This is a genomic window from Ornithinicoccus hortensis (assembly GCF_006716185.1).
GTDB lineage: Bacteria > Actinomycetota > Actinomycetes > Actinomycetales > Dermatophilaceae > Ornithinicoccus > Ornithinicoccus hortensis.
In genome coordinates this window covers 3,137,248-3,158,543 of record NZ_VFOP01000001.1, presented here as the reverse complement: position 1 = coordinate 3,158,543, position 21,296 = coordinate 3,137,248, and the positions used below count along the sequence as shown (strand labels likewise).

The 21,296-nt window shown below is 69.6% G+C and carries 19 protein-coding genes; 10 read left to right on the top strand and 9 right to left on the bottom strand.

Annotated features, from left to right (window positions below; translation table 11 throughout):
* Positions 1-15 precede the first annotated feature (15 nt).
* Together FB467_RS14810 and FB467_RS14805 are read right to left on the bottom strand one after the other, a co-directional pair.
* On the bottom strand, positions 16-3,081 hold the full coding sequence (locus FB467_RS14810; protein ID WP_141785782.1) for an AAA family ATPase: 3,066 nt from the start codon (positions 3,079-3,081) through the stop codon (positions 16-18).
* Complete coding sequence (locus FB467_RS14805) at positions 3,078-4,058, bottom strand: hypothetical protein (protein WP_141785781.1); 981 nt, start codon at positions 4,056-4,058, stop codon at positions 3,078-3,080. Before FB467_RS14805 ends, FB467_RS14810 begins: the two co-directional genes overlap by 4 nt.
* 56 nt (positions 4,059-4,114) lie before the next feature.
* Between FB467_RS14805 and FB467_RS14800 the strand changes: the two genes are divergently transcribed.
* The 4 genes from FB467_RS14800 to FB467_RS14785 all read left to right on the top strand — a co-directional run bounded on the left by FB467_RS14800 (position 4,115) and on the right by FB467_RS14785 (position 11,474).
* Positions 4,115-6,904, top strand: a complete 2,790-nt coding sequence (locus FB467_RS14800) for a DEAD/DEAH box helicase (RefSeq protein ID WP_141785780.1) — start codon at positions 4,115-4,117, stop codon at positions 6,902-6,904.
* A gap of 274 nt (positions 6,905-7,178) precedes the next feature.
* Positions 7,179-7,892 (top strand): hypothetical protein, encoded by a 714-nt coding sequence (locus FB467_RS14795; RefSeq protein ID WP_141785779.1) that lies wholly within the window; start codon positions 7,179-7,181, stop codon positions 7,890-7,892.
* Positions 7,850-10,030, top strand: coding sequence for a DUF4011 domain-containing protein (locus FB467_RS14790; RefSeq protein ID WP_170230762.1), 2,181 nt, complete (start codon positions 7,850-7,852; stop codon positions 10,028-10,030). The genes FB467_RS14795 and FB467_RS14790 overlap by 43 nt, the downstream gene beginning before the upstream one ends.
* Position 10,031: 1 nt before the next feature.
* On the top strand, positions 10,032-11,474 hold the full coding sequence (locus FB467_RS14785) for an FGGY family carbohydrate kinase (protein WP_141785777.1): 1,443 nt from the start codon (positions 10,032-10,034) through the stop codon (positions 11,472-11,474).
* On the opposite strand, the gene FB467_RS14780 is transcribed toward FB467_RS14785, so the two are convergent.
* Together FB467_RS14780 and FB467_RS14775 are read right to left on the bottom strand one after the other, a co-directional pair.
* Complete coding sequence (locus FB467_RS14780) at positions 11,455-11,844, bottom strand: type II toxin-antitoxin system VapC family toxin (RefSeq protein ID WP_141785776.1); 390 nt, start codon at positions 11,842-11,844, stop codon at positions 11,455-11,457. The genes FB467_RS14785 and FB467_RS14780 overlap by 20 nt on opposite strands.
* A complete protein-coding gene (locus tag FB467_RS14775) occupies positions 11,841-12,083 on the bottom strand; it encodes a type II toxin-antitoxin system VapB family antitoxin (protein WP_228393134.1) in 243 nt (80 codons plus the stop codon). Before FB467_RS14775 ends, FB467_RS14780 begins: the two co-directional genes overlap by 4 nt.
* 243 nt (positions 12,084-12,326) lie before the next feature.
* Here FB467_RS14775 and FB467_RS14770 point away from each other — a divergent pair, with 243 nt between their 5' ends.
* The 4 genes from FB467_RS14770 (at position 12,327) to FB467_RS14755 (ending at position 16,063) form a co-directional block, all read left to right on the top strand.
* Entirely contained in the window at positions 12,327-12,860 is a 534-nt protein-coding gene (locus FB467_RS14770) for a helix-turn-helix domain-containing protein (RefSeq protein WP_170230760.1), read from the top strand.
* Positions 12,861-12,899: 39 nt separating this feature from the next.
* Positions 12,900-13,292, top strand: coding sequence for a YciI family protein (locus tag FB467_RS14765; protein WP_141785774.1), 393 nt, complete (start codon positions 12,900-12,902; stop codon positions 13,290-13,292).
* A gap of 7 nt (positions 13,293-13,299) precedes the next feature.
* The gene (locus FB467_RS14760) at positions 13,300-14,577 is read left to right on the top strand and encodes an RNA polymerase sigma factor (RefSeq protein WP_228393132.1); all 1,278 of its coding nucleotides are present in this window, start codon (positions 13,300-13,302) and stop codon (positions 14,575-14,577) included.
* Positions 14,578-14,764: 187 nt separating this feature from the next.
* On the top strand, positions 14,765-16,063 hold the full coding sequence (locus FB467_RS14755) for a dicarboxylate/amino acid:cation symporter (protein WP_141785772.1): 1,299 nt from the start codon (positions 14,765-14,767) through the stop codon (positions 16,061-16,063).
* 13 nt (positions 16,064-16,076) lie between these two features.
* On the opposite strand, the gene FB467_RS14750 is transcribed toward FB467_RS14755, so the two are convergent.
* Both FB467_RS14750 and FB467_RS14745 read right to left on the bottom strand, forming a co-directional pair.
* Complete coding sequence (locus tag FB467_RS14750) at positions 16,077-17,306, bottom strand: MFS transporter (protein ID WP_141785771.1); 1,230 nt, start codon at positions 17,304-17,306, stop codon at positions 16,077-16,079.
* Positions 17,307-17,370: 64 nt separating this feature from the next.
* Positions 17,371-17,583: a TOBE domain-containing protein gene (locus tag FB467_RS14745; protein WP_141785770.1), complete on the bottom strand. Its 213-nt coding sequence runs from the start codon at positions 17,581-17,583 to the stop codon at positions 17,371-17,373.
* A 238-nt stretch (positions 17,584-17,821) separates the two neighbouring features.
* Here FB467_RS14745 and FB467_RS14740 point away from each other — a divergent pair, with 238 nt between their 5' ends.
* Positions 17,822-18,697, top strand: coding sequence for a hypothetical protein (locus FB467_RS14740; RefSeq protein WP_141785769.1), 876 nt, complete (start codon positions 17,822-17,824; stop codon positions 18,695-18,697).
* Between the two features lie 129 nt (positions 18,698-18,826).
* On the opposite strand, the gene FB467_RS14735 is transcribed toward FB467_RS14740, so the two are convergent.
* From FB467_RS14735 to FB467_RS14725, 3 genes are all read right to left on the bottom strand, one after another.
* Positions 18,827-19,276, bottom strand: coding sequence for a hypothetical protein (locus tag FB467_RS14735; protein WP_141785768.1), 450 nt, complete (start codon positions 19,274-19,276; stop codon positions 18,827-18,829).
* 68 nt (positions 19,277-19,344) lie between these two features.
* Entirely contained in the window at positions 19,345-20,055 is a 711-nt protein-coding gene (locus FB467_RS14730; RefSeq protein WP_141785767.1) for an enoyl-CoA hydratase/isomerase family protein, read from the bottom strand.
* Positions 20,048-20,725: an HAD family hydrolase gene (locus FB467_RS14725; protein ID WP_141785766.1), complete on the bottom strand. Its 678-nt coding sequence runs from the start codon at positions 20,723-20,725 to the stop codon at positions 20,048-20,050. Before FB467_RS14725 ends, FB467_RS14730 begins: the two co-directional genes overlap by 8 nt.
* Before the next feature lie 139 nt (positions 20,726-20,864).
* Between FB467_RS14725 and FB467_RS14720 the strand changes: the two genes are divergently transcribed.
* Positions 20,865-21,251 (top strand): VOC family protein, encoded by a 387-nt coding sequence (locus FB467_RS14720; protein WP_141785765.1) that lies wholly within the window; start codon positions 20,865-20,867, stop codon positions 21,249-21,251.
* Positions 21,252-21,296: the final 45 nt, after the last annotated feature.

The window sequence follows — 21,296 nt, the reverse complement described above, 5'->3', positions numbered from 1 at the left end:
TCCTTGGGCAGGGACTCAGTGAGCCTGGGGCAGCGAGACGAGCCGGTCGCCATCGGACTCGCTGAGGCGCTGACTGGCCCAGGCATGGACCCCGGCTTCCTGCGAGAAGAGCACGACCTGGCGATCGCGGGCCACGATGGCCAGCAACTCCAGGAGCGCAACGGTCCGGTCGGCGTCGCACTGGACCGTGACATCGTCGAGCACGAGGGGCATGGTCTCTTGAGTGTCGAGGTGCTCCACGAGCGCCAGGCGAAGGAGGAGATAGGTCTGCTCGGTCGTCCCCTGAGACAAATAGGAGGCCTGTCGCCACGAGCCGTTGCGCTCGAGCAACTCGACGGCAAGGTCCTCAGGCTTCACACGCACGTCCACGTAGCGCCCGGCGGTGACATTCGGGATGCGAGATCGCATCGCCGACTCGAGCGCCGGAGCCAGACTGCGGTGCGCCTCGCTCTGCGCACCCTCTAGTTGCTCGATCGCGAGGCTGAGAGTGTCGCGGAGCTCCTCCACGGCTTCGGCGTCGCGGCGCCGTTGGGCGGCCTCGTCCAGAGCAGCGGCGAGGTCACCCTCGTTGGCGCGAAGGGTGTTGAGGTGACCTTCACTGCTCGCCCGACGCGTCGAAGCCGCCTCAACCAGCTGCCCAGCTTCGGCCAGGGCGAGCCCGATGTCTGGCGGGAAGTCCTGCTCCGGGGGTTCGCCCAGGGAGGAGCCAAGCTCCTCCAACCGGGCGGTGAGCCGGTCCACGTCATCCCCATCGAGCAGTTGCGCTCGCAACAGTGCCAGACGGCCGCGTCGCTCACGCGATGCTTCCGCCTCACGCTGGGCGTCCAGCCAGTGCTCAGTCCACTGAGCTGCCTGGTCCGGGTCAGTCGCCTCACTGCCCAGTTCACGCACCAGCGTCAGCAAGGCGTGACGGACGCCCTCGCGTCGGGCGATCTCCCCGGCATACGTCGCATCCTCCGAGCGCCGCGAGCTGAGCGACCGCTGGAGGTCGTCGCGCCTGGCCGCAGCCTGGGCGACGCCGGCTCGTTCCTCGCACGCGGACTCGTAGGCCCGGTAGGCGAGGTCGGCAGCCTCAGGGCCCGAGGACTGCTGCACATCCTCGCCCCGCTCGCCTAGGGTCGCGAGGAGGAGACGCGACTTCTCGTCGATCTTTGCGCGCAGGGCGTCTGCCGTTGCCTGGCGCTCGGCGGCCGCACGTCGCGTCCCCTCTCGCTCGTCGATCCGGCGAGCCAGGCCCTGCAACTCATCGGGATCTGGTGGCAACTGTCGGGAACGCATGTCCTCTAGGAGGTTCTCTCGCTGCGAGCTCCACTCCGCCCTCTGGGCGCTCCAGCGCTGTCGCCGATTCCGGATGTCGTCCACCACGGGGGACAGCGCCGGCTCGCTGGGACGTGGGCCCGGCTCAACGATCTCGGGCGGGCGGGGGAGTGTCGGCGGGGTGGGGGCCTTGGGCCGTTCAGAGGCAGTCGCGGCGACACCGGGCGGTGAACCCTGGGAACGGCGACTGATCGCGCCCCAGGCGACAAGCGCCAGTCCGGTGACGAGCAGAGCGGCGCCCACGACGGGTTCCAGCAGCAGTGCCACCACCCCTCCCACGACGAGCAGCGCGCCGAGCGCAAACTGCCAGGTGCCCGAGCTTCGTCGGGCACGACTCTCGGAAAACGCCTGCTGGACTCTGTCCCACTCCGCAGCTGCCTCATGGTGCTTCTGGGCCTCGGTCTCGTAACTCGCAAGCTGCGCGTCATAGGTTGCCCGCGCCTCGGCATACTGCGCGGTCGCGGCATCCCGGACGGCGGCGGCCTGATCCCAGTCAGCGATGGCCGCCTGGTGCTGGCGTTGTTGGTTCTCGAAGTCCCTGCGGAGCTGAGCTTCCTGCTCATCAAGTGCGGCGCTCCACTCCGGAGGCTGCGCCCGGAGGCGCTCGGCCAGCTCGCGCAACTCGTCACTGGCCAGATCCGGCAGGTGATCCTCGTCGACGAGAGGGCTGGGCTCTGCGACGGAGGAGAGCGCCGATAGCGACTGCTGGAGCTCCTCCCAGAGGGCTCGCACGTGTGGCTCGGGGCTTGTGTCTCCGCTCGGGGGTTGGGGCAACTCGGCCAGCTGCTGCTCGAGTTCGGCCACGCCTGGCCCCTGCGGGGCTGCGGGCGGCTCTCCCAGAGAGAGGTATGCCGTGCGCACGGTGTGCGCACGGTCGCGCACCTCCTCATCGGCAGGCTCGGGCGCATCACGCAGTTCCCACAGCTGGGCATCGAAGTCGCGGATGCGGTTCACCCGGTCCTGCAGGCTGGCAAACTCTGCGTGGTTCTCCATGGCCTCGAGGTCGGCAAGCGCTGCCCTGGCCCGTCGCTCCTCGTCCGCCTGTATTCGGACCTCGGCGGCAGCCTTGCGCAACTCATCGCGTGCGGCACGCAACGCATACGCACGTTCGTCCGCCTCAGACAGTGCCTGGCTCGTTGCTCGAAGAGGGCGCATTCCCACGCTGGCGCTGCCCACGCGGGTCGAGTAGGCCTGCCGCAGCTCGCCGAGCACCTCAGACGCGGTGACGTCGATAGTCTGGTTGGAGGCCGCGCGCTGCAGGAACTGCTGCAGTTCGTCGGCCTGGTCGATAACGCGCAGAACCTCGGCCTGAGGGACGAAGGTCGTGGCGCGCAAGGTCCCCCGGGTCAGTCCGAAGAGTTGGCCGACATCGATGTCTTCCGCGTCTGAGCGCGGGATGCCGAAGCGAGACTCGAGTTCGCTCGCCGTGAGGCGGTGCGAACTGTCGAGGTCGATGATGCGCGTGGTCCCCTGCTGCAGGTCCTGCTGGACAGCAAGGCGTGTGCCGTCCTCGGTCGTGATCCGCGCCGTCACCTGCCAGCGTGTCCCGCTCCAGGGCTTGTGGCGGGCGCGGAACAGTGCCTCGTCCCTCGACCCACGACCCCGGGAGCGCCGCCGCCCGGCAAGGCTGGCATAGAGGGCCGCGGCCCAGGTTGACTTTCCGCTCTCGTTGAGGCCGTGAACGATGGTGAACCGGGGCCCGAGCTCGAGTTCGTCTCCTTTGAAGGGACCGAACGCATCGCTGCGGATGCTGTCGAACCTCATGCTGTCACGTCCTGGGACTCGAGCGAATCCAGACCGAGTGCCAGGGCCTGGTGACGTCTGGCCGCGTCAGGGCCGGGGCCTGCAAGGCGCCGGATGAGTTCTGCTTGCACGGTGTGGTCCGGAGGAGTGGGTGGAAAGACGAAGTCCAGGTCCTCCCACACGACCGTCACGTCTGGCCGAGACTGCGTCCACTTCAAGGCCGGCGGCACCAGCACGCGGGGGTTGACTCGACCACTGACGCGCAGGCGATCCGATCCCGCACAGGCAGACAGGGTGTCATTGAGGGCAGAGATCAGGGTGCTGCTGTCCTCGTGCTCGCTGACATCGAGCGTCCGTTCTGTCCCGAGGTCCACGGAGAAGGTGACCTCCTCGACCTGGGGAGCCTGACCCTGCGACAGCATGACCACGATGCCTTGTGGGTGTCCGGTGCCGGACCCTTCGATAAGCACCGGGACCGGGACGGTGCCGTGGAACTGTGCGTCGCGGCTGCTTGCAGGGCACACCACAGGGATGTCTCCGAACTCGCGGCCCGACTGGGTGGTGAGGAGCGCATCCACGCCGTGTGTGATCTGCTCAGGCGGTGCCAGCGGTCCCACGGCGGTGAGGTGGTTGTCCCCAATGACGACCGTGGTCCGCGCGTGGCTCTCCACCAGATGGACGGTCGCTGGCCATTCGACGAGCGACTCGGGTCGGAAGCCGGACTCTGCCTCTGCACGATCGGGAAGGAGCACCACCGGGAAGGGCACCGCGTCGAGGACGGTGCGAACGTCATCGACCGTGGAGCCCCGCACTGTCGCCGGATCCCACAGGCCACCCAGCACCACGAGGGCGTCGACCTCAAGATCGAGTGCCCGTTGCACCAACTCCAGGAGCAATTGGGAACTCGCTGCACGCAGTTGATGACCTACTGCCACCTGTTCGCTGGTCCAGGCCTTGTCGAGGTGCAGTCCCGAGACGACGAGCAGTTTGGTGGCCATGGTATTGCCCCTGTCCGGATAGGGTCATCGCGTGGTGCGAACATACAGGAGGCGACGTGGCTGACCTGCTGGGACTCGCCCCCGGTGCTTTCGTGGATGGTGTCGTGGCCGGGGAATCCGTGAAGGTGCTGACCGTGCGTCAGACCGGTGAGACGGCACTCGTGTCCTTCGAGCGTGCATCGGGCGCGAGGGGCAGCGCTTTCCTGTCCCGCGAACAGCTCAGCCAGGTCCGCCCGGCACGGCGTCGACCGACGTGGCACGCTGCGTGGCCCGACGTCCGGCTCGGGCTGCAAGCGCTAGGCATCGTCGCGGCACCGCACCAGGGTCGGCTCCTGGCCGTGAGCTCCTCCAACGTCACCCCACTGCCGCATCAGGTTCAGGCCGTCTATCGCGAGATGCTGCCTCAGGACAGGCTGCGGTTCCTGCTTGCTGATGATCCCGGCGCGGGAAAGACCATCATGACCGGGTTGTATCTCAAGGAGTTGCTCTCCGCGCATCGCGTGTCGAGAGTTCTCATCGTGGCCCCAGGGAGCCTGGTGGAGCAGTGGGTCGAGGAGATGTGGACCCGCTTTGGCCTGTCCTTCACCGAACTCGGGATCGAGCACCTTGACAGGACGGATCCGGTCCATGTCACCGTCGCCCCTGCTGGCCCATTGGTTGTGGCACGGCTGGACCAGGTGAGCCGCAACCCCGAGATGAAGAATGCGGTCCTCGATAGCGGCTTCGATCTGGTCGTCGTGGACGAGGCGCACAAGATGAGCGCGCGCGACTGGGGAAACCGGACGATCCGGAGCAAGCGCTATGAACTCGGCATGGACCTTGCTGACCGGACAGAGCACCTGCTCCTCCTGACCGCCACACCGCACAACGGAAAGCCTGCAGACTTCGCGCACTTCATGCGGTTGCTTGGTGTCGAGATCGAGCGAGGCATGCCTCTCCTTGACCGGGCGCCTGTGCGCCGGCTTGTCAAGGAGCAACTGGTGCATGCAGATGGCAGCCGACTCTTCCCGCCTCGGGTCGCGTCGACGTTGACCTACTCCATGGCAGGACCCGAGCAGGGCCTCTACGAGGCAGTCACGGAGTATGTCGCTGATGAGATGAACAAGGTCATGGACGAATCTGTCCGGCGACACGTGGGCTTCGCCATGTTGGTGCTGCAGCGGCGGCTGGCTTCCTCACCTGAGGCCATCCTGCGGTCTCTGGAGCGACGGCTGGACCTGCTCCACGGACAGCTCGAACGTGCCCGCGAAGCCGAGCAGGATCTCGGCAGGCTCCTGGAGGCGTCGATCCGCGTGGGAGGGGATGCCGGGCAGGATCTGTTCGAGGACGATGAGGAAGTCGATGACGACCTTCAGTCAGACGTGTCGTCCGCACGCACACCTGCCGAGTTGCAGACAGAGATTCTTGTCCTCCAGCGACTGGTCGAGCGTGCTCGCAGAGTCCGTGCCGAGGGCATCGACCGCAAATGGGAGGCATTGAGGGAGCTGCTGACCAGTGCTGACATGACCGATGCCAGCGGCTTCCGCCGCAAGATCATCGTCTTCACCGAGCACCGGGACACTCTGCACTACCTGGAGGATCGGCTGGGCGAGATCCTGAGGCCGGGAGAGCACGTGGCCGTGATCCACGGGCAGACAGCGCGACACGAGCGCCGGCACGCTCAGCATGAGTTCACCCGGGACCCGGCGTGTTCCATCTTGTTGGCCACGGACGCTGCTGGCGAGGGCGTGAACCTGCAGGTTGCCAACCTGATGGTCAACTACGACATCCCCTGGAACCCGAACCGACTCGAGCAGAGGTTCGGCCGCATCCACCGGATCGGACAGGACCGGACCTGTCATCTGTGGAATCTCGTGGCCTCCGACACCAGAGAAGGCGCGGTGTTTGAGACGATCCTGGGCAAGCTCCAGGTGCAGCGAGAAGCCCTTGGCGATCGGGTGTTTGACGTGCTCGGCGAGGTCCTGACCGGGGCCGAGCTGAGCCGGATTCTCGCGGCCGCGGTTCGTGGGCAGGATCAGCGAGAGGGAATGTCGCTGATCGAGGAGCGGCTCGACCGAGGCCTCGCGGAGGAGGTGGCGAGCCGGGCTGCGAGCACGACTGAGTTCACCCAGACGGATCTTGAAGCGATCCAGCGCGAGCTGGTGTGGGCCGAGGCATTTGACCCCCAGGCTCGGATGGTGCCTGAGTTCGCGCAGCATGCCCTCCGGCGCTACGGAGCCGAAGTCCATGAAGTTGGCCAAAGCACCTGGACAGTGCCCTATGTGCCGGCTCGTCTCGCAGACATGCCCGGCGTCGATCGCCGCTATGGCCGCCTCCACCTGACTCGCACTGGACTGGACGCCGACGAGGCGGGCACGAGTCAGTACCTGGCTCCCGGACACCCCCTGCTCACAGCCCTGACCTCGGCCGTCCTCGAGGAACTGCAGCACACTCTGCGGGACGGGATTGTGCTTATCGACCCGACGTCAGCCACTGACTATCTCCTTGTGACCACCACCGAGGAGGGCTACCCGCAGACGTGGCGTCACAACCCTGACGGCTCCACTGTGGAGGTTGCAGTGGGAGCGGGGCTGGAGCTTCAGGTCGGGAGCGAGGCCGCATCGGCGTGGCACGAAGAGGTGGCAGCAGAGCCGACGGTTGTCAGTGAGCGTGCTGCTCTTGTCGTGGCGGTGCGCGGGACCTCTGACCGGGAGTCCGCCGCACGCCTCCGGACTAGGCTCGCCGATCTCGAGGAAAGTCTCTCGCGGCGAGGGCGAGTGATTAGGGCGCGACAGGGCGATGGCTTTGACCTTGCCGTCGAGCACGGTGGAGAGGTTGACTTCGTCAGTCTTGAAGCTGGTGTCTGATGGACTGGCCAGCCCCACCCCAGGAGTTCCTTCACAACGCGTTCCACGTCGCTCGTACACGTGAGCCTGGGCAGTTTGCCCTTCGGTCCATGGGCATTCGGTTTCTCTGGAGTCCGAGCTCGCAGGCTTTGCTCGCCCAGCACTTTGCATAGATCGGGGCTGCCGTGTGGGCGAGCCCGTCGCAGTCCACTCACCCACGTACCCGGGGCGGTTGTCGGAGGTTATATGTAGGTTTCTTCCGTATCGTCAACGATTCGTCACGTAGAGGTCACGAATGCCCATAGAGCCGCAGGTCAACGCGTCAACCACCGACACGTCACAGGTGCGCGTCACCTTCGATGCCTCGCCGGTCATCAGCCTCGCCATGGTGCACAACAGAGTGCAGCCGGTGCGCAACGTTGAACTCATGAACCCCGGCCCTGGGCTGACCGGAGCAGAGGTAGTGCTCACGGTCCGCGACGACGAGGGCGTCGTCAGCAGGGAGGCGGCGGAGATTGTCGACCTGCCGCACGGCGCGACGGTGCATCTCAAGCAGCTCGGCCTCACGATGGACAGCACGGCGATCCTCGACCTGGAGGAGCGCCGCGCGGGCGAGTTGTCGGTGGCTCTGATCTGTGATGGTCGCACGGTCGCTGTCGAGACCCGTCCAGTCATGATCCTTGCTGGGCGCCAATGGCTTAGTCGGCCGGCAGGCCTGGCGATGGAGTTGCTCGCCGCCCACGTCATGCCCAACAGCCCGGTGGTCGAGACCGTGCTCACCGAGGCATCCGCGCTGCTCAAGGAGCGCACGGGAAGCCCTTCGATCGAGGGATACCAGGCGGGTGAGGAACGGGTTGACCTGATCGCGGCCGCGATCTTCGACGCGATGCGCGCCCGCCAGATCCGCTACGCCAACCCTCCCGCCAGCTGGTCCGATGACGGGCAGAAGTCCGCACGCCCGACGAGGTGCTCGACGGCCGGGTCGGCACGTGTCTGGACACCACCGTGACATTCGCCGCCGCGCTGGAGCAGGCGGGCATCCATCCGCTCCTCTGGGTGGTGCAGGGGCACGCTCTGGTCGGCTGGTGGCGCGAGGAGCTCGCCAAACTTGACGCGATCGCGACGTCTGACGCGTCACCCATGGTCAACCTGCTCGATCTGGGGATGATGAGTGTCCTGGAGACGACAATGGTCACCGATGGGGGCACGGCGACCGCCCACGATGCCATGCGCTCCGCCCGCGCACGCGCCAGACGCACCGACGAGGTGCTCTCCGTCATCGACGTGCGCGTCGCCAGGCAGAGCGGCATCGTCCCCCTCCCCTCGCGGCGCCGGACGGCGAGCGGCGAGGTCCACATCACCGAGTATGTCGCGGCTCGCCACAGCGCGCCCGCCCCGCAGCTCGTGGGTCGCACACGGCCGCAGGCCGATGCGGGCGGCACGGGCCAGGCCACTCCTGTGCCGCCAAGGGTGCAACAGTGGAAGAACGCGCTCCTGGATCTGAGCCTTCGCAACCGCCTCATCAACTTCACGCACCGCTACGCCGTCGAGCTCGTCGTGCCAGAGGGACAACTCGGAGCTCTCGAGGACGTGATCCACGATGAGCGTCCAGTCCGCCTCCGGCCCTCGGACGACATCGATGCCGTGCTTGCTGCGCGCGGCGCACGCTCCGCACGGGACCTACCGGTGGAACACCTCCTCGACGAGTTCGCCGCGAAGGCCGCGGTCTATACGGACGTGACGACGTCGGCCTACGCCACCCGGCTGCGTGGACTGGCCTACAAGGCACGCACCACCGAGGAGGAGACCGGGGCCAACAACCTCTATCTCGCACTCGGCACCCTCGTGTGGCACCTTGACGGCAAGGACCTCCGCTCGCCCCTCGTTCTCGTGCCCGTCAAGCTCGTCGCCACCGGTAGGGGCGACCGCACGAGCTATCGCCTGCGACTGGACGAGGCCGGAGGCAGCACCCCCAACTATTGCCTGCTGGAGAAGCTCAAGGCGACGCACGGCATCCAGATCCCCGAGCTCGCCGAGCCCAAGGAGGACCTCTCCGGGATCGACCTCGACGCGGCTCTCGGCGCCGTCCGCCGCACACTCGCAGTCAAGGGTCTGCCCTTCCACGTCGAGGACACCGCCCACGTCGCGCTCCTGCAGTTTGCCAAGTTCCGTCTCTGGAAAGACCTCGACGAGCACTGGGAGACGCTGCTCCGCAACCCCTTGGCGGCCCACCTCGCGCACACACCCACGCAGGAGTTCGCCGACCCTGCAGCTCCGACGGGCGATGCCGCTGCGCCGGAGCTGGATGAGTTGGCGGCGCGGTGCCCGATCCCCGCCGACAGCTCCCAACTGCGCGCGATCGATGCAGCGATTGGCGGCCAGACGTTCGTCATCGAGGGACCGCCGGGAACGGGCAAGTCCCAGACGATCACCAACCTACTGGCACGCAGCCTGGCCGAGGGCAAGCGCGTGCTCTTCGTCGCTGAGAAGCGTGCCGCGCTCGACGTGGTCAAGTCACGGCTCGACGACATCGGCCTCGATCCCTTCAGCCTCGACCTGCACGACAAAGGCAGCAAGCCCGCTGCGGTCCGCGCGCAGATTAGGGCCGCAATCGACCACCGGGTCAACACCGACAGCGAGGGTCTCTCGGTGGCGGGCGACGAGCTGCGCAGCGCCAGCCGGGCCCTGACCCGCTATCGCACCCAGCTCCACGAACGAAACGGCGCCGGGCTGTCGCTCTACAGTGCGCACACGCGGCAACTGGCGCTGAACGAAGCGCCCGCCTCGATGTCCGTTCCGCCTCCGCTGCTTGGCGAGGGCAACGAGCAGCGCTTGAAGGACCGTCGAAGCCTCCTGGTTGCGTTGCCCGAGGTCGCGGGTCCGGCACGCCCACGGACCGTGCACCCCTGGGGGTTCGTGACGGTCGACCAGGTCTCGGATGCAGCATGGTCCGAGTTGGTGGCCGCCGTGCAGCAGGTCGACCGCGCCCGGCGTGCGCTGCCGAGTGATGGCTCCCTGGGCAGGGCCGTTGCCGCCGCGTCCACCGGCGATGACCTGCGCACCCTTGCGCGGATCGCTGCCAGCAGGCTCGCCCCCCTGCACCTGCTGGACGAGACGAGGACCCCGCTCTGGCAGGCATCCTCCTGAGATGACCGGCAGCTACCTCGGCCTCGACCTGGGCACCAGCGGCCTCAAGGCCGCGCTGTGGTCGCCCGAGGGCGAGCTCCAGGCGGTCGCCGAGGCGGACTATCCCGTCGAGCACCCGGCCCCTGGCTGGGCGCAGACCCCCGTGCAGCGCTGGCGGGACGCCCTGGAGTCGGTCTCCCAGCAGCTGGCGCCGACGCTGCGCCGGATCCCGGTGGCCGGGATCGGGGTGGACGGTCAGATGCACGGGCTGGTGCTGGCCGACCGGCACGGGACCGCGCTGGCCCCGGCCGCGCTGTGGTCGGACTCCCGCGCCGCCGAGGTGCTGGAGCGGTGGCACCGGCTGCCCGGGTCGGTCCAAGCGCGACTGGCGAACCCGGTCGTCCCCGGGATGACCGGTCCGTTGCTGGCCTGGACCGACGAGCACCAGCCCGAACTGCTGGCCACAGCCGAGGTGGCGCTGCTGCCCAAGGACGCCTTCCGGAGCCTGCTGGTGCCCTCGGTGGTCACCGACCGCAGCGATGCCTCGGCGACCCTGCTCTGGGACGTCCCTGGGGACCGCTGGGTCGACGAGGTCGAGGAGCAGCTGGGTATCCCCGCCCGGTTGCTGCCCGCGGTGGTGCCCTCGGACGCCGTGGTCGGGACCACCGACTGGTTACGCGAGACGGTCGGGGGCACCGGGGACGTCCCGGTGGTCGCCGGCGCGGCCGACGCCCCGGCCGCGCGGCTCGCGCTGGGCGACCGCGTGGGCCTGCAGATCAACCTGGGGTCCGGCGGTCAGGTGCTCCTGCCGACGGGCCCTCCCGGCCCGGTCCCGCACGCGGTCACGCACACGTATGCCGACGCGCGGGGCGGGTGGTACCGGATGGCCGCCGTGCAGAACGCCGGGACCGCCCTGGACTGGGTATGCCGGGTGCTGGCCCTGTCCTGGGCGGACCTCTTCGCGCTCGCGGAGCAGGCGCCCGCCGGCGCCGGTGGTGTGTCCTTCCTGCCGTTCCTGCAGGGGGAGCGGGGCGACACGGTGCCCCCGTCCGTGGGGGCCGGGTGGGTCGGGGCGACCGACACGGCCACCCGGGGCGACCTGGCCAGGGCGGCGGTCGAGGGGATGGTCTTCAACCTCCGGCGTGCCGTCGAGCTGCTGCCCGAGGCCGACCGTGCCGGGGACGGCGCCCCGGTCGTGCTGACCGGTGGGGGAGGGCGGGCGCCGCTGGTCCGGCAGCTGCTCGCCGACGTGCTGGACCTGCCCGTGCTGCGCCAGGACCTGCGCTCCGCCTCGGCCACCGGGGCGGCCCTGTTGGCGGCGTTGGGGACCGGGGCAGGGTTCGAACCCCAGCGCGGTGCGCCCGTCGTGGTCGAGACCTCGGCCCAGGCGGTCGAGACCGTGGCGGCCTACGACGTGTGGACGGACCGTCTCGCCCAGCTGGCCGCTAGGGAATCTCGCGGCTAGACCGGACGTCGGTGTGGGGGAAATCCTCTCCCTTGAATAGCGACGGTTCGTCGGAGGTCTTGGCGAGGGCGTAGCTGAAGCAGTCGCCGTAGTTCAGCCGCGCCGGGCTGCCGGCACCCCGCCCGAACCGGAGGTGTGCCACACGGGCCTCACGGAGCTGCTCGAGATCGACCGGCACGATCTCGGCACCCACGACATCTAGCAGTTCGTCCAGGTGCGACTGGCGCTCGGGCCCGGCGACGAGGGAGGCCTCGAGCAAGGTAGCTACCGACATGCGGACGACCGTGGCCCCTTCAAGGGCCGCGGCGATCTCGGGGGCGTCGTCCTCGTTGTTCAGGATGGCCACGATCGCCGAGGTGTCGAGGATCATCGCGGAAGGCCGTCCTCGTCGTAGAGGTCCTCGTCCGTCAGCATCGCTGCCTCGACCGCCTGGCTCTGCGCCGCGATCTCCATCAGCCGGTCGCCGATCCCGGACCGTTGCTCCCGGTCTCGCTGCAAGGCCTCCTCAAGGGCCTCGCGCACCGCCCGTGTGGCGCTCACCTGCCGCTGGCGGGCCAGGGCGTGCGCCAGTCGGTGGACGGCCGGGTCCTTGATGTTCATGGTGGCCATGACGTGCTTCTACCTCCTGGGGTAGAAGCGCATTGTGGCTTTGGTGCGCACGAGAGTCAGGCAGCGGACACGGGTGGCTGCCCCACCCCATGGGGCAGCCACCCGTCCCTCGGCACACCCCTTCGCCGGTCCCTCCCTCAGCCAGCCGCGTCGTGGATCCACAGGGCGGGGCGGTAGCCGGGGTGTGCACAGGGACCGTGGCGGTGGGGTCGCTGTAGGCGTCACGCGATCGATGATGCAGGGGTGGAGTCACGAGGTACGGAGTCGGCGGAGGAGCCGAGGGAGGAACCGACGGAGGATGGGTCACGCGAGCTGCTGCCCGTCGCGGTGCAGGTGGGCCTCGCGGCGCGCGCGGGTCGGCGACGGGACGGCCAGAGCCAGCGAGAGCTGGCCGAGACCCTCGGCTGGAGCAAGTCGAAGGTCGGACGCCTCGAGCATGACCCGTCGGGCCTGCGATTCGGGGACGTGGTCGAGGCGGTCGCGCGGGCCGGCTTCCGGTTGGTGGTGGTAGCGGAGGGCGGCACCGCACAGGAACCGCCGTGGGAGGAGACGGACCTGGTGGCCACCGACCGGTCCGGGCGACGGTTCCCGGCACACCTGTCCGTGGTCGCCTCGCCGATGGGGCCGTTCTGGTGGTGGGAGCAGGAGTTCGTGCGGCTGGCGCGGCCGCTGGGGCCGCAGCCCGGTGGACGACCGAGGGCAGCCTGGCGCGCTCGGACCGGACGGATCTGCGGCAGGATGTCGAGAACGCAGGAATGGCTCCGACGTCCGGGTTGAGCGACCCACCGGGGTCGCCGGAGAGGTAAGGAGACCGTCGTGAAGTACGTCATCTTGATTCACTCGAACCCGCAGCCGTGGGGGCACCCCACGGGCGACTTCGTCGCCGAGAACCAGGCCCTGCCGGCCGAGCAGCGGGAGCAGATGAACGCCGAATTCGAGCAGATGTTGAGCCAGCTGCAGGAGCGGGGCGAGCTCGTGGGCGGTGAGGCGCTGGGTGACCCGGCGTCCTCACGGTTATACCGCTGGGAGACCGGGACCGCGGTGGCCACCGACGGGCCGTACTCGGAGGCGAAGGAGCACCTGGCCGGGTTCTTCCTGATCGATGTGGAGGGCCCGGCCCGCGCGGAGGAGATCGCGTCGCAGTTCTCCGGGCCCGGCGAGACGATCGAGCTGCGCCCCGCGATGTGGCCCGGCGGTGAGGAGTCCTGAGCCAGCCGTGAGGCCGGCCCAGCAGGCCATCGAGGACGTGTGGCGCCGGGAGGCGCCGCACGTCCTGGCCGCGTTGGCGCGACGCTTCGGGAGTTTCGAGGACTGTGAGGACGCCGCGCAGGAGGCGTTCCTGGCGGCGACCGACCAGTGGCCACGGGAGGGCGTGCCGAGCGATCCGAAGGCCTGGCTGGTCCGGGTCGCCTCGCGGCGGCTCATCGACCGGTGGCGCTCCGAGAGTTCCCGCGCCGAGCGCGAGGTGCGGGAGGCCGGGCGGGTACCGGGCGTGGATGTCTCGGCTCCTTCGGCGGAGCAGCGCGCGCTAGAGGAGGACGGCATTCCGGTCGCGGCCGGGGGCGACGACACGCTGGGGCTGCTCCTGCTGTGCTGCCACCCGGCGGTGTCCGTGCCCTCCCGGGTGGCGCTCACGCTGCGGGCGGTCGCCGGCCTGACGACCCGGCAGATCGCGGCGGGCTTCTTCGTCACCGAGGCGACGATGGCGCAGCGGATCAGCCGGGCCAAGGCGACGCTGCGGACGCAGGGCGCGCGGCTCGACCAGGTGCCGGAAGCAGAACTGCCGGACCGGCTTGGCAGTGTGCTGCACGTGCTCAACCTGGTCTTCACCGAGGGGCACGCGGCCAGCGTCGGTGATCGGGTCACCGACCGGAGGCTGACCGACGAGGCCATCCGGCTGACCCGACACCTGTGCCGCCAGGTGCCCGACCACCGCGAGGCCGCCGGCCTGCTGGCCCTGATGCTGCTCACGGACGCCCGGCGCGCTGCACGCACGACGTCGGACGGTAACCTCATCCCGCTCGGGGAGCAGGACCGCTCGCGGTGGGACCGGGAGCAGATCTGCGAGGGGGTGCGGATCCTCGAGCAAGTCCTGCCGCTTGGGCCGACCGGGCCGTTCCAGGTCCGCGCCGCCATCGCCGCGGTGCACGCCGAGGCGCCGACCGCGGAGGAGACGGACTGGGCCCAGATCTGTGTGCTCTACCGGATGCTGCAGCACCTGGACACCAGCCACGCGGTGACCCTGAACCTCGCGGTCGCCGTCGGCATGCACCAGGGCCCCGCGCAGGGCCTGGCCGTGCTCGGGCCGCTGCTGCAGGTGCCCGAGATGACGCGGCACCACCGCACCCACGCCGTCCGCGCCCACCTGCTGGAGATGACGGGTCGGGCCGAAGAAGCACATGCGGCCTACCGGCGGGCGGCCCAACTGACCGCCAGCACCCCGGAGCAGCGCTATCTGCTGCGCCGCGCCGCCTCGTTGAGCGAGCAGGATTAGCGGCCTGGGGGCACTATGGGACTCATGCCGACCATGCCGGTCAGCCGGCCGCTGACACTCGCGGATCGACCTGGGGCGAAACCGCCGATCGGCAAACCTGGAAACCCTCCAGGATATGGAATCCCTTGTCCATTCCATGAAAGATGACTAGCCTCCGAGGGATCAGATCACCTGTCCCGGAGGACCCATGAAGATCCTGCGCCACATGGCGACCCAGATCCTGATCGGTGCCGTGCTCGGCATCCTGTTCGGGCTGATCGCGGGGGAGTGGGCCGCGAACCTGAAGTTCATCGGCGACATCTTCATCCGGTTGATCCAGATGTCGATCGTGCCTCTCGTGATGGCCTCGGTGATCCTGGCGACCGGGTCGATGACCGGCAGCGGGATGGGGCGCATCGTGGCGCGGACGTTCGCCTGGATGCTCGGCTTCTCGGCGGTCGCGGCGGTCGTGGCGTGGGTGTTGAGCATCCTGATCAAGCCGGGTGTCGGACTGACCTTCACCGGCGAGGTGGACGCCTCGCTGGAGGAGCAAGCGGGCGAGACGATGGGGTGGCAGGCAACCCTGGTCGAGTTCGTCAGCACCAACGTCTTCGATGCGATGGCCTCGGCGGCGATGGTGCCCGTGATCGTTTTCTCGCTGCTCTTCGGTGCCGCGCTGAACCACTACGTCGGAGCCACCGGCAACCGGCTGCTGCTGGAGATCCTCGAGCAGGTCCAGGCCGTGGTGCTCATCGTGATCCGGATCGTCATGTTCACCGCGCCGATCGGAGTGTTCGCCCTGCTCGCCTCGCTCACCGGGGACGTCGGCTTCGCGGTCGTGACGACGGCGCTGAAGTACCTCGGGACCACGCTGGTCGGCGTGCTGATCCTGTTCGTCCTGTTCGTGATCGTGGTGGCCGTGCGCACCGGCCTCAGCCCGACGAGGCTGCCCGGTCACCTGGCCGAGCAGACCGTCATCGCGGTGACGACCACCAGCTCGGCGGTCACCTTCCCGACCGTGCTGAAGAACACCGTGGAGAAGGTCGGGGTGAGCCAGCGGGTCGCCAACTTCACCCTGTCGGTCGGGCTGACCATGGGCTCCTACGGCGCGGTGCTCAACTACATGATCGTCGTCATGTTCCTGGCCCAGTCCGGCGACATGGCGCTCGGACCCGGCGACATCATCCTGGGGATGGGCCTGGCGATCCTGCTCAACATGGGCACCATCACCGTGCCGGGTGGCTTCCCGGTCGTCGCGACCTTCCTGGCCACCGCGTTGGGGCTGCCCTTCCAGGCGGTGGGTCTGCTGATCGCGGTCGACTGGTTCACCGGGATCTTCCGCACCTTCCTCAACGTCAACGGCGACACCTTCGTCGCGATGCTGGTGGCCAAGTCCACCGACGAGATCGACAGCGACGTCTACAACGGCGACAAGACCGTGCAGGCCGCGGAGTTCCGCGCCGCGGACTTCGGGGACGACTTCAAGAAGGCCGACGAGCTCGACTGAACGGCGCGCGGGGTCAGCGACCTCCGGAGGGCAGGTCCATCGGCTCGGGGGTGCGTAGCCACGGCAGCACGCCGAGCAGGCACACCACCCCGGTGACCAGGAAGGCCGCCTCGTAGCCCAGCCGGTCGGCGACCAGGCCGATCAGGATCGGACCCACGATCGCCCCGCCGTCCTGACACATCTGGAAGGTCGACAGGACCTTGCCGCCGTTGCGGTCCGGGCCGATCAGGTCGGCCACGGCGGCCTGCTGGGCCGGGTTCACCAGGCCGGCGCCGACCCCGGACACGACGGTCAGGCCGAGCAGCAGCACCAGACCGAGCGAGGTCGGCACGGACCCGTGGGCGGCGAGGCCGAGCAGTGCCATCGAGCAACCCATGACGAGCAGTCCGACGATCACCAGGGGGCGCCGGCCGATCTGATCGGCCAGGCGGCCGGACACCTGGAGCGTGCCGGCGGTGCCCACCGCCCCGACCGCCAGCACGATGCCGGGCACCCACGGCTCGTCCCAGACCGCGATCGCCAGCAGCGGCAGCACCGCCATCCGGACCCCGAAGTTGGTCCACCCGTTCGCGGCCGCCGAGACCACCACCGACCGGTAGACCGGCGAGGACCACGCCTGCGCCAGGGTCATCGTCGGTCGGGCCGGCCCGTCGGACGACGGTCGGAGTTTCGCCCCACCCAGCCCCACGCCGACGACCCCGGCAGCGATCAGCAGCGCCACGCCATACACCAGGAAGGGGGTGCGCATGCCCAGGCCGGCGAGCAGGCCGCCGGCGACGGGCCCGACCATCCCGCCGATCAGGAAGGCGGAGCCGTAAGCGGAGGAGACCCGGCCGCGGGCCGACGGTGGTGCCAGGCGCACCAGCAGGGCCATCGCGGAGATGGTGAACATCGTCGAGCCGACGCCGCCCAGGCCGCGGAACAGCAGCAGTTGCTGGTAGGACTGCGCGAAGGCGGTCGCGAACGAGGACGCCGCGACCACAACCAGCCCGATCAGGTAGACGGGGCGCTCGCCCAGCCGGGCGACGAGCATGCCGCCGGCCGGGGCGAACGCGAGGCGGAAGAACGCGAACGCGGAGACGATGACCGAGGCGGCCGCCACCCCCACGTCGAAGGACCGCGCGTAGGCGGGCAGTACCGGGGAGACGATCCCGAAGCCGATGGCGATGACGAAGGCCGCGCCGACCAGGATCCAGATCTCCCGGGGGATGCGGACCCGCTCCCTCGACCCGTCCGTGCGCACCCGCTCATCCTCGCCCAGTGGGTCAGCCCCTGGATGCCGGGGGCCGGGTCGTGTGGGGGTTGGCTTACTCCACCCCGAGCGCGACCTCGGTGGACTTCACCAGGAGGGTGACCTCCTTGCCGACCTCGATGCCGAGGTCGTCGACGCTCTCGGCGGTGACCGCGGAGGTCATCACGATGTCGGTGCCGGCGAGCTGGACCTTGACCACGGCCATGGCCTCGCCGGGGGCGAGCGAGACGACCGAGCCGGTGAGCTGGTTGCGGGTGGACAGACGCATGGAGGTTCCCACATTCTGGTGGATCGACGGTGGTGTGTTCGGCGGCAACGTATCAGCGGTTTTCGACCACCACCTTCCGACGGTGCGGCGGACCCCGGGGCGACCGGCGCGAGAGCGGGTCGGACGCCGCAGACCGCCCCTCACCTGCGACTTGACAGGGGGGGCGGGTTCCACGGGAACCGCCCGGGCGCCCCCGACGTCCAAGCACTGCCAGCGCCGGCCGCATCAGGGAGACGACATGACCAGATCACGCGCGGTGAAGGTGGCGGTCCTCGCATTCGCCATCCCGTTGGCCGCCTGCGGGACGGACGGATCGGGCGGTGCGGGGGCCGCGGACGACGTGGCGGAGACGACCACGGGGACAACGACGGGGACGACCGCAGAGGGGGACGAGGGAGGACGCTGGCTCACCTCCGACGGCGACGTGCTGATCACCTGCCACGGCGGACCCTCGTTCCCGGCGTCGGTGGTCGAGGGGATAGGTCCGGTCGAGGTCGGGCAGGAGGACGCGGACGACATCGTCCGGGCGCTGGCCGCGGTCAAGGAGGAAGCCGGGATCGATGCGCCGGGGCCGTTGCTGGACGCGAGCGCCGAGGACGTCCGGTGGCTGGTGCTGTGGCAGGGCAGCGACCTGAGTGGGGAGGACGGCATCGGGCTCCTGCTGGCCGCGCCGGAGACGACTGACTTCTCGCTGGACCGGGACGAGTACCTGGAGCTCGGCCAGCACGAGGGCCACTGGCGGGTCGAGGGCTGGGGTGGCGGCTGCAGGGCACGTCTGGCGCTGGACCGCGCGTCCAGCTGGGCGCAGCTGGCCTGGCCCGAGGGTGCCGACCAGCAGACCGGCTCCACCATCACGGTGCTCGTCTCGGAGATCGAGTGCACCAGCGCGCGGGATCCTGAGCCGTTCCTGGCGGCGGAGCCGATAATCGAGGAGACCGCCGAGGACGTCACGGTCTACTGGACCAGCGAGGCGGTGGTCGGGGGCGCCACGTGCCCGGGCAACCCCTGGGTGGAGCGCACCGTGCAGCTGCAGTCGGACCTGGGGGAGCGCACCCTGCTCGACGGTTCGACCTGGCCGGCGAAGCCGGTGTCCACCCAGGAGGAGCTGGGCTGAGGCCGCGCATGGCCGGCTACGGGCGGTGGGCGCGGTGGTCGCGCACCGTTGTGGGGGAACTCTTGGGGCCTATGACCCCCATTTCTTTCCACACGAGTCCGGGGGTGTCGTGATTGGCGAGCCGTCGGGTCACCCGGCGGCTTGCTCCTCTGCATACCGGTCCAACGCGGCCTTCCACATCCGACGGATCATGAGCGGCATCGGCCCGTGGTGGATCAGGAACAGGAGCGGCTTCTGCAGGGGGCGCCCGCCGGGTGCGTCCCAGTCTGCGGACACCCGGCTGCCGCCAGCCTCGTCGGGGGCGATGCGCACAGATCCGGTGCCGCCCCCGCCGTAGCTGCTGTCCACGACGGTCCAGCGGACCACGTCCGGGTCGGACCAGTCGTAGCGGGCGACGACCCAGAACGGGGAGCGTGGGGTGCTCTCCTTGGCGACCGCCCAGTCGGGGCCCTGGTCGCGCAGTTCGAAGGTGCTGGGATCGAGCGTCCGGTCCCAGATCCGGGGCCGCTCGTCGGTGAACACGGTGAGTGCGTGCCGGACCTGCTCAGGGCTGGCGATGGTCCTCAGCTCAAACCGCATCGCGGTCCTCCGGCATCCTCGGACGATACTCCGCACCGGGCCGAGGGGCCATGGTCAGTTTCGCTGGTCTAGCCGTCCTGGACGAAGGCGGCCAGCATGGGGGACGCCGCCCGCTCGATCGCCTCGGCGAGCGACTCATCCTCACGCAGGTAACCCGCCGCGGGGGTGCGTCCGGACCGGGCCGTGTCGGACCGTTCGAGCGTCTGGAGACTTTCCTGCTGCTCGTCGAACAGCCCCAGGTCCCGGGCCTCCTCGAAGGGCACCACGTGCCGGCCGTCGACCAGGCGCTCGGCTTCCGCGTCGCCTACCAGTCGGTGCAGGCCCCACCGGGTGAAGTCGTCCAGCGTCATCCCGTGGTGGCCGAACGGGAACACCAGGGTGGGCGTGCCGATGGCCACCCGCCGGTCGCAGGCGGCCATGATCTCGACACCGCCGCCGGCGGCGCCGTGCTCGATGACGGCCACGACCTCGCGCTCCACGGTGTGGATGGTGAGCAGGCTCTCCACGACGGCGTGCACGAAGGTCCGGGACCGTTGGGCGTCGGACCGCGCGTGGGCGAGGGCACCGAGGTCGGCACCGGAGCAGAAGTATCCGTCGGCACCCAGGAGGTAGAGCGGTCCCGACGTGTCGACGCCGTGCTCCCGGACCAGGGTCGCGAGGTCCTGCCACATGGCCAGGGTGAGGGCGTTGCGGCGGGCCGGCCGGTCCAGCACGACCGTGTCGCCGAGCACGGTCCGCGCGAACCGGACGGCGCCGTCGTCGGCCGGGGCCTCAGGCATCCGCCAGCCCCTCCACCAGCTCCACGGTGACCTCGTCGAGGCCGCCCACGACGACGGCGGCACCGGCCAGGGCGTCCTGGGCCGGGGGGAACGCCTCGTGCGGCACCGCGACCACCTTGAGCCCCGCGGCGGCGGCCGAGCGCAGCCCGTTGCTGGAGTCCTCGATGGCGACGGCGCGGCCGGGCTCGACGCCGAGCAGCTCGCAGGCCCGCAGGTAGCCGTCGGGGGCCGGCTTGCCGGCGGCCACCTCCTGGGTGGAGACGGAGGTCCGGAAGTTCGCGGTGATCCCCAGCGTGTCGAGCGTGGCGTCGATCAGCCGGCGGGGGGAGGAGGACGCGACGGCGAGCGGCCAGCGCGCGGAGAGGCGCTGGACGGCCTCGACCGCGCCGGGCAGCGTCGGCAGGTGCTGGCGGTAGCGGGCCGCCATCTCCTCGATGGTCCGCTCGGCGACCTCTGGCGGCGTGCCCCGGACACCGACGGTGGTGGCGAGGTAGTCCGACCACTCGGGTGTCGACATACCCATCATCGCCTCGGTGGCACCCTCGGGCCACGGGATTCCGTCCGCGGCGGCCAGCCCCCGCCGCACGTCGTCCCAGATCGTCTCGGTGTCGGTCAGCACGCCGTCCATGTCGAAGACGACGGCGGCGATCGGCGCTCGGGAGTTCGTCATGCCCACATCGTGCCCGATGGGCGTCCGGGGCCGGCACGACGGGGGAACGGGAGGCGACGATCACGCGTGTGCCGATGTGGACGGTTCGACGGCGAATTGCGGACGTGATCCGGCCGCAATGGTTCCTACCGTGATGTCCATGGACATGAAACTGGAACTGGTAGCGGTGCCCGTGACCGACGTCGACCGGGCCAAGGACTTCTACGTGCGGGCCGGCTTCGTCGCCGACCACGACCACACCGTCAGCGAGGACGTCCGCTTCGTGCAGCTCACGCCGCCGGGATCCGCGTGCTCGATCGCGCTGGGCAAGGGCCTGACCGAGATGGCGCCCGGATCGCTGGACAACATGCAGATGGTCGTCCCCGACGCGGACGCGGCCCGCGCGGACCTGCTGGAGCGTGGCGTCGAGGCCAGCGAGGTCGATGAGCAACCGTGGGGCAGGTTCGTCTTCTTCGCCGACCCCGACGGCAACCGGTGGGCGCTGCAGGAACTGCCAGACTGGTCGGTCGGGGCCCAGACCGGTTGAGCACCCTGGGTCGGGCCGAGCGTCCGCCCGGCGCCTGCGGGTGAG

Bases quoted from the DNA above. Each gene is read 5' to 3' on its own strand.
- FB467_RS14780 (WP_141785776.1), bottom strand. From the start codon at position 11,844: ATGATCCTCGACACCTCGGCGATCGTGGCCATCCTGAACAACGAGGAC.
- FB467_RS14745 (WP_141785770.1), bottom strand. From the start codon at position 17,583: ATGCGTCTGTCCACCCGCAACCAGCTCACCGGCTCGGTCGTCTCGCTC.
- FB467_RS14795 (WP_141785779.1), top strand. From the start codon at position 7,179: ATGCCCATAGAGCCGCAGGTCAACGCGTCAACCACCGACACGTCACAG.
- FB467_RS14755 (WP_141785772.1), top strand. From the start codon at position 14,765: ATGAAGATCCTGCGCCACATGGCGACCCAGATCCTGATCGGTGCCGTG.
- FB467_RS14720 (WP_141785765.1), top strand. From the start codon at position 20,865: ATGGACATGAAACTGGAACTGGTAGCGGTGCCCGTGACCGACGTCGAC.
- FB467_RS14810 (WP_141785782.1), bottom strand. From the start codon at position 3,081: ATGAGGTTCGACAGCATCCGCAGCGATGCGTTCGGTCCCTTCAAAGGA.
- FB467_RS14735 (WP_141785768.1), bottom strand. From the start codon at position 19,276: ATGCGGTTTGAGCTGAGGACCATCGCCAGCCCTGAGCAGGTCCGGCAC.
- FB467_RS14805 (WP_141785781.1), bottom strand. From the start codon at position 4,058: ATGGCCACCAAACTGCTCGTCGTCTCGGGACTGCACCTCGACAAGGCC.
- FB467_RS14775 (WP_228393134.1), bottom strand. From the start codon at position 12,083: ATGGCCACCATGAACATCAAGGACCCGGCCGTCCACCGACTGGCGCAC.
- FB467_RS14725 (WP_141785766.1), bottom strand. From the start codon at position 20,725: ATGACGAACTCCCGAGCGCCGATCGCCGCCGTCGTCTTCGACATGGAC.
- FB467_RS14785 (WP_141785777.1), top strand. From the start codon at position 10,032: ATGACCGGCAGCTACCTCGGCCTCGACCTGGGCACCAGCGGCCTCAAG.
- FB467_RS14740 (WP_141785769.1), top strand. From the start codon at position 17,822: ATGACCAGATCACGCGCGGTGAAGGTGGCGGTCCTCGCATTCGCCATC.
- FB467_RS14730 (WP_141785767.1), bottom strand. From the start codon at position 20,055: ATGCCTGAGGCCCCGGCCGACGACGGCGCCGTCCGGTTCGCGCGGACC.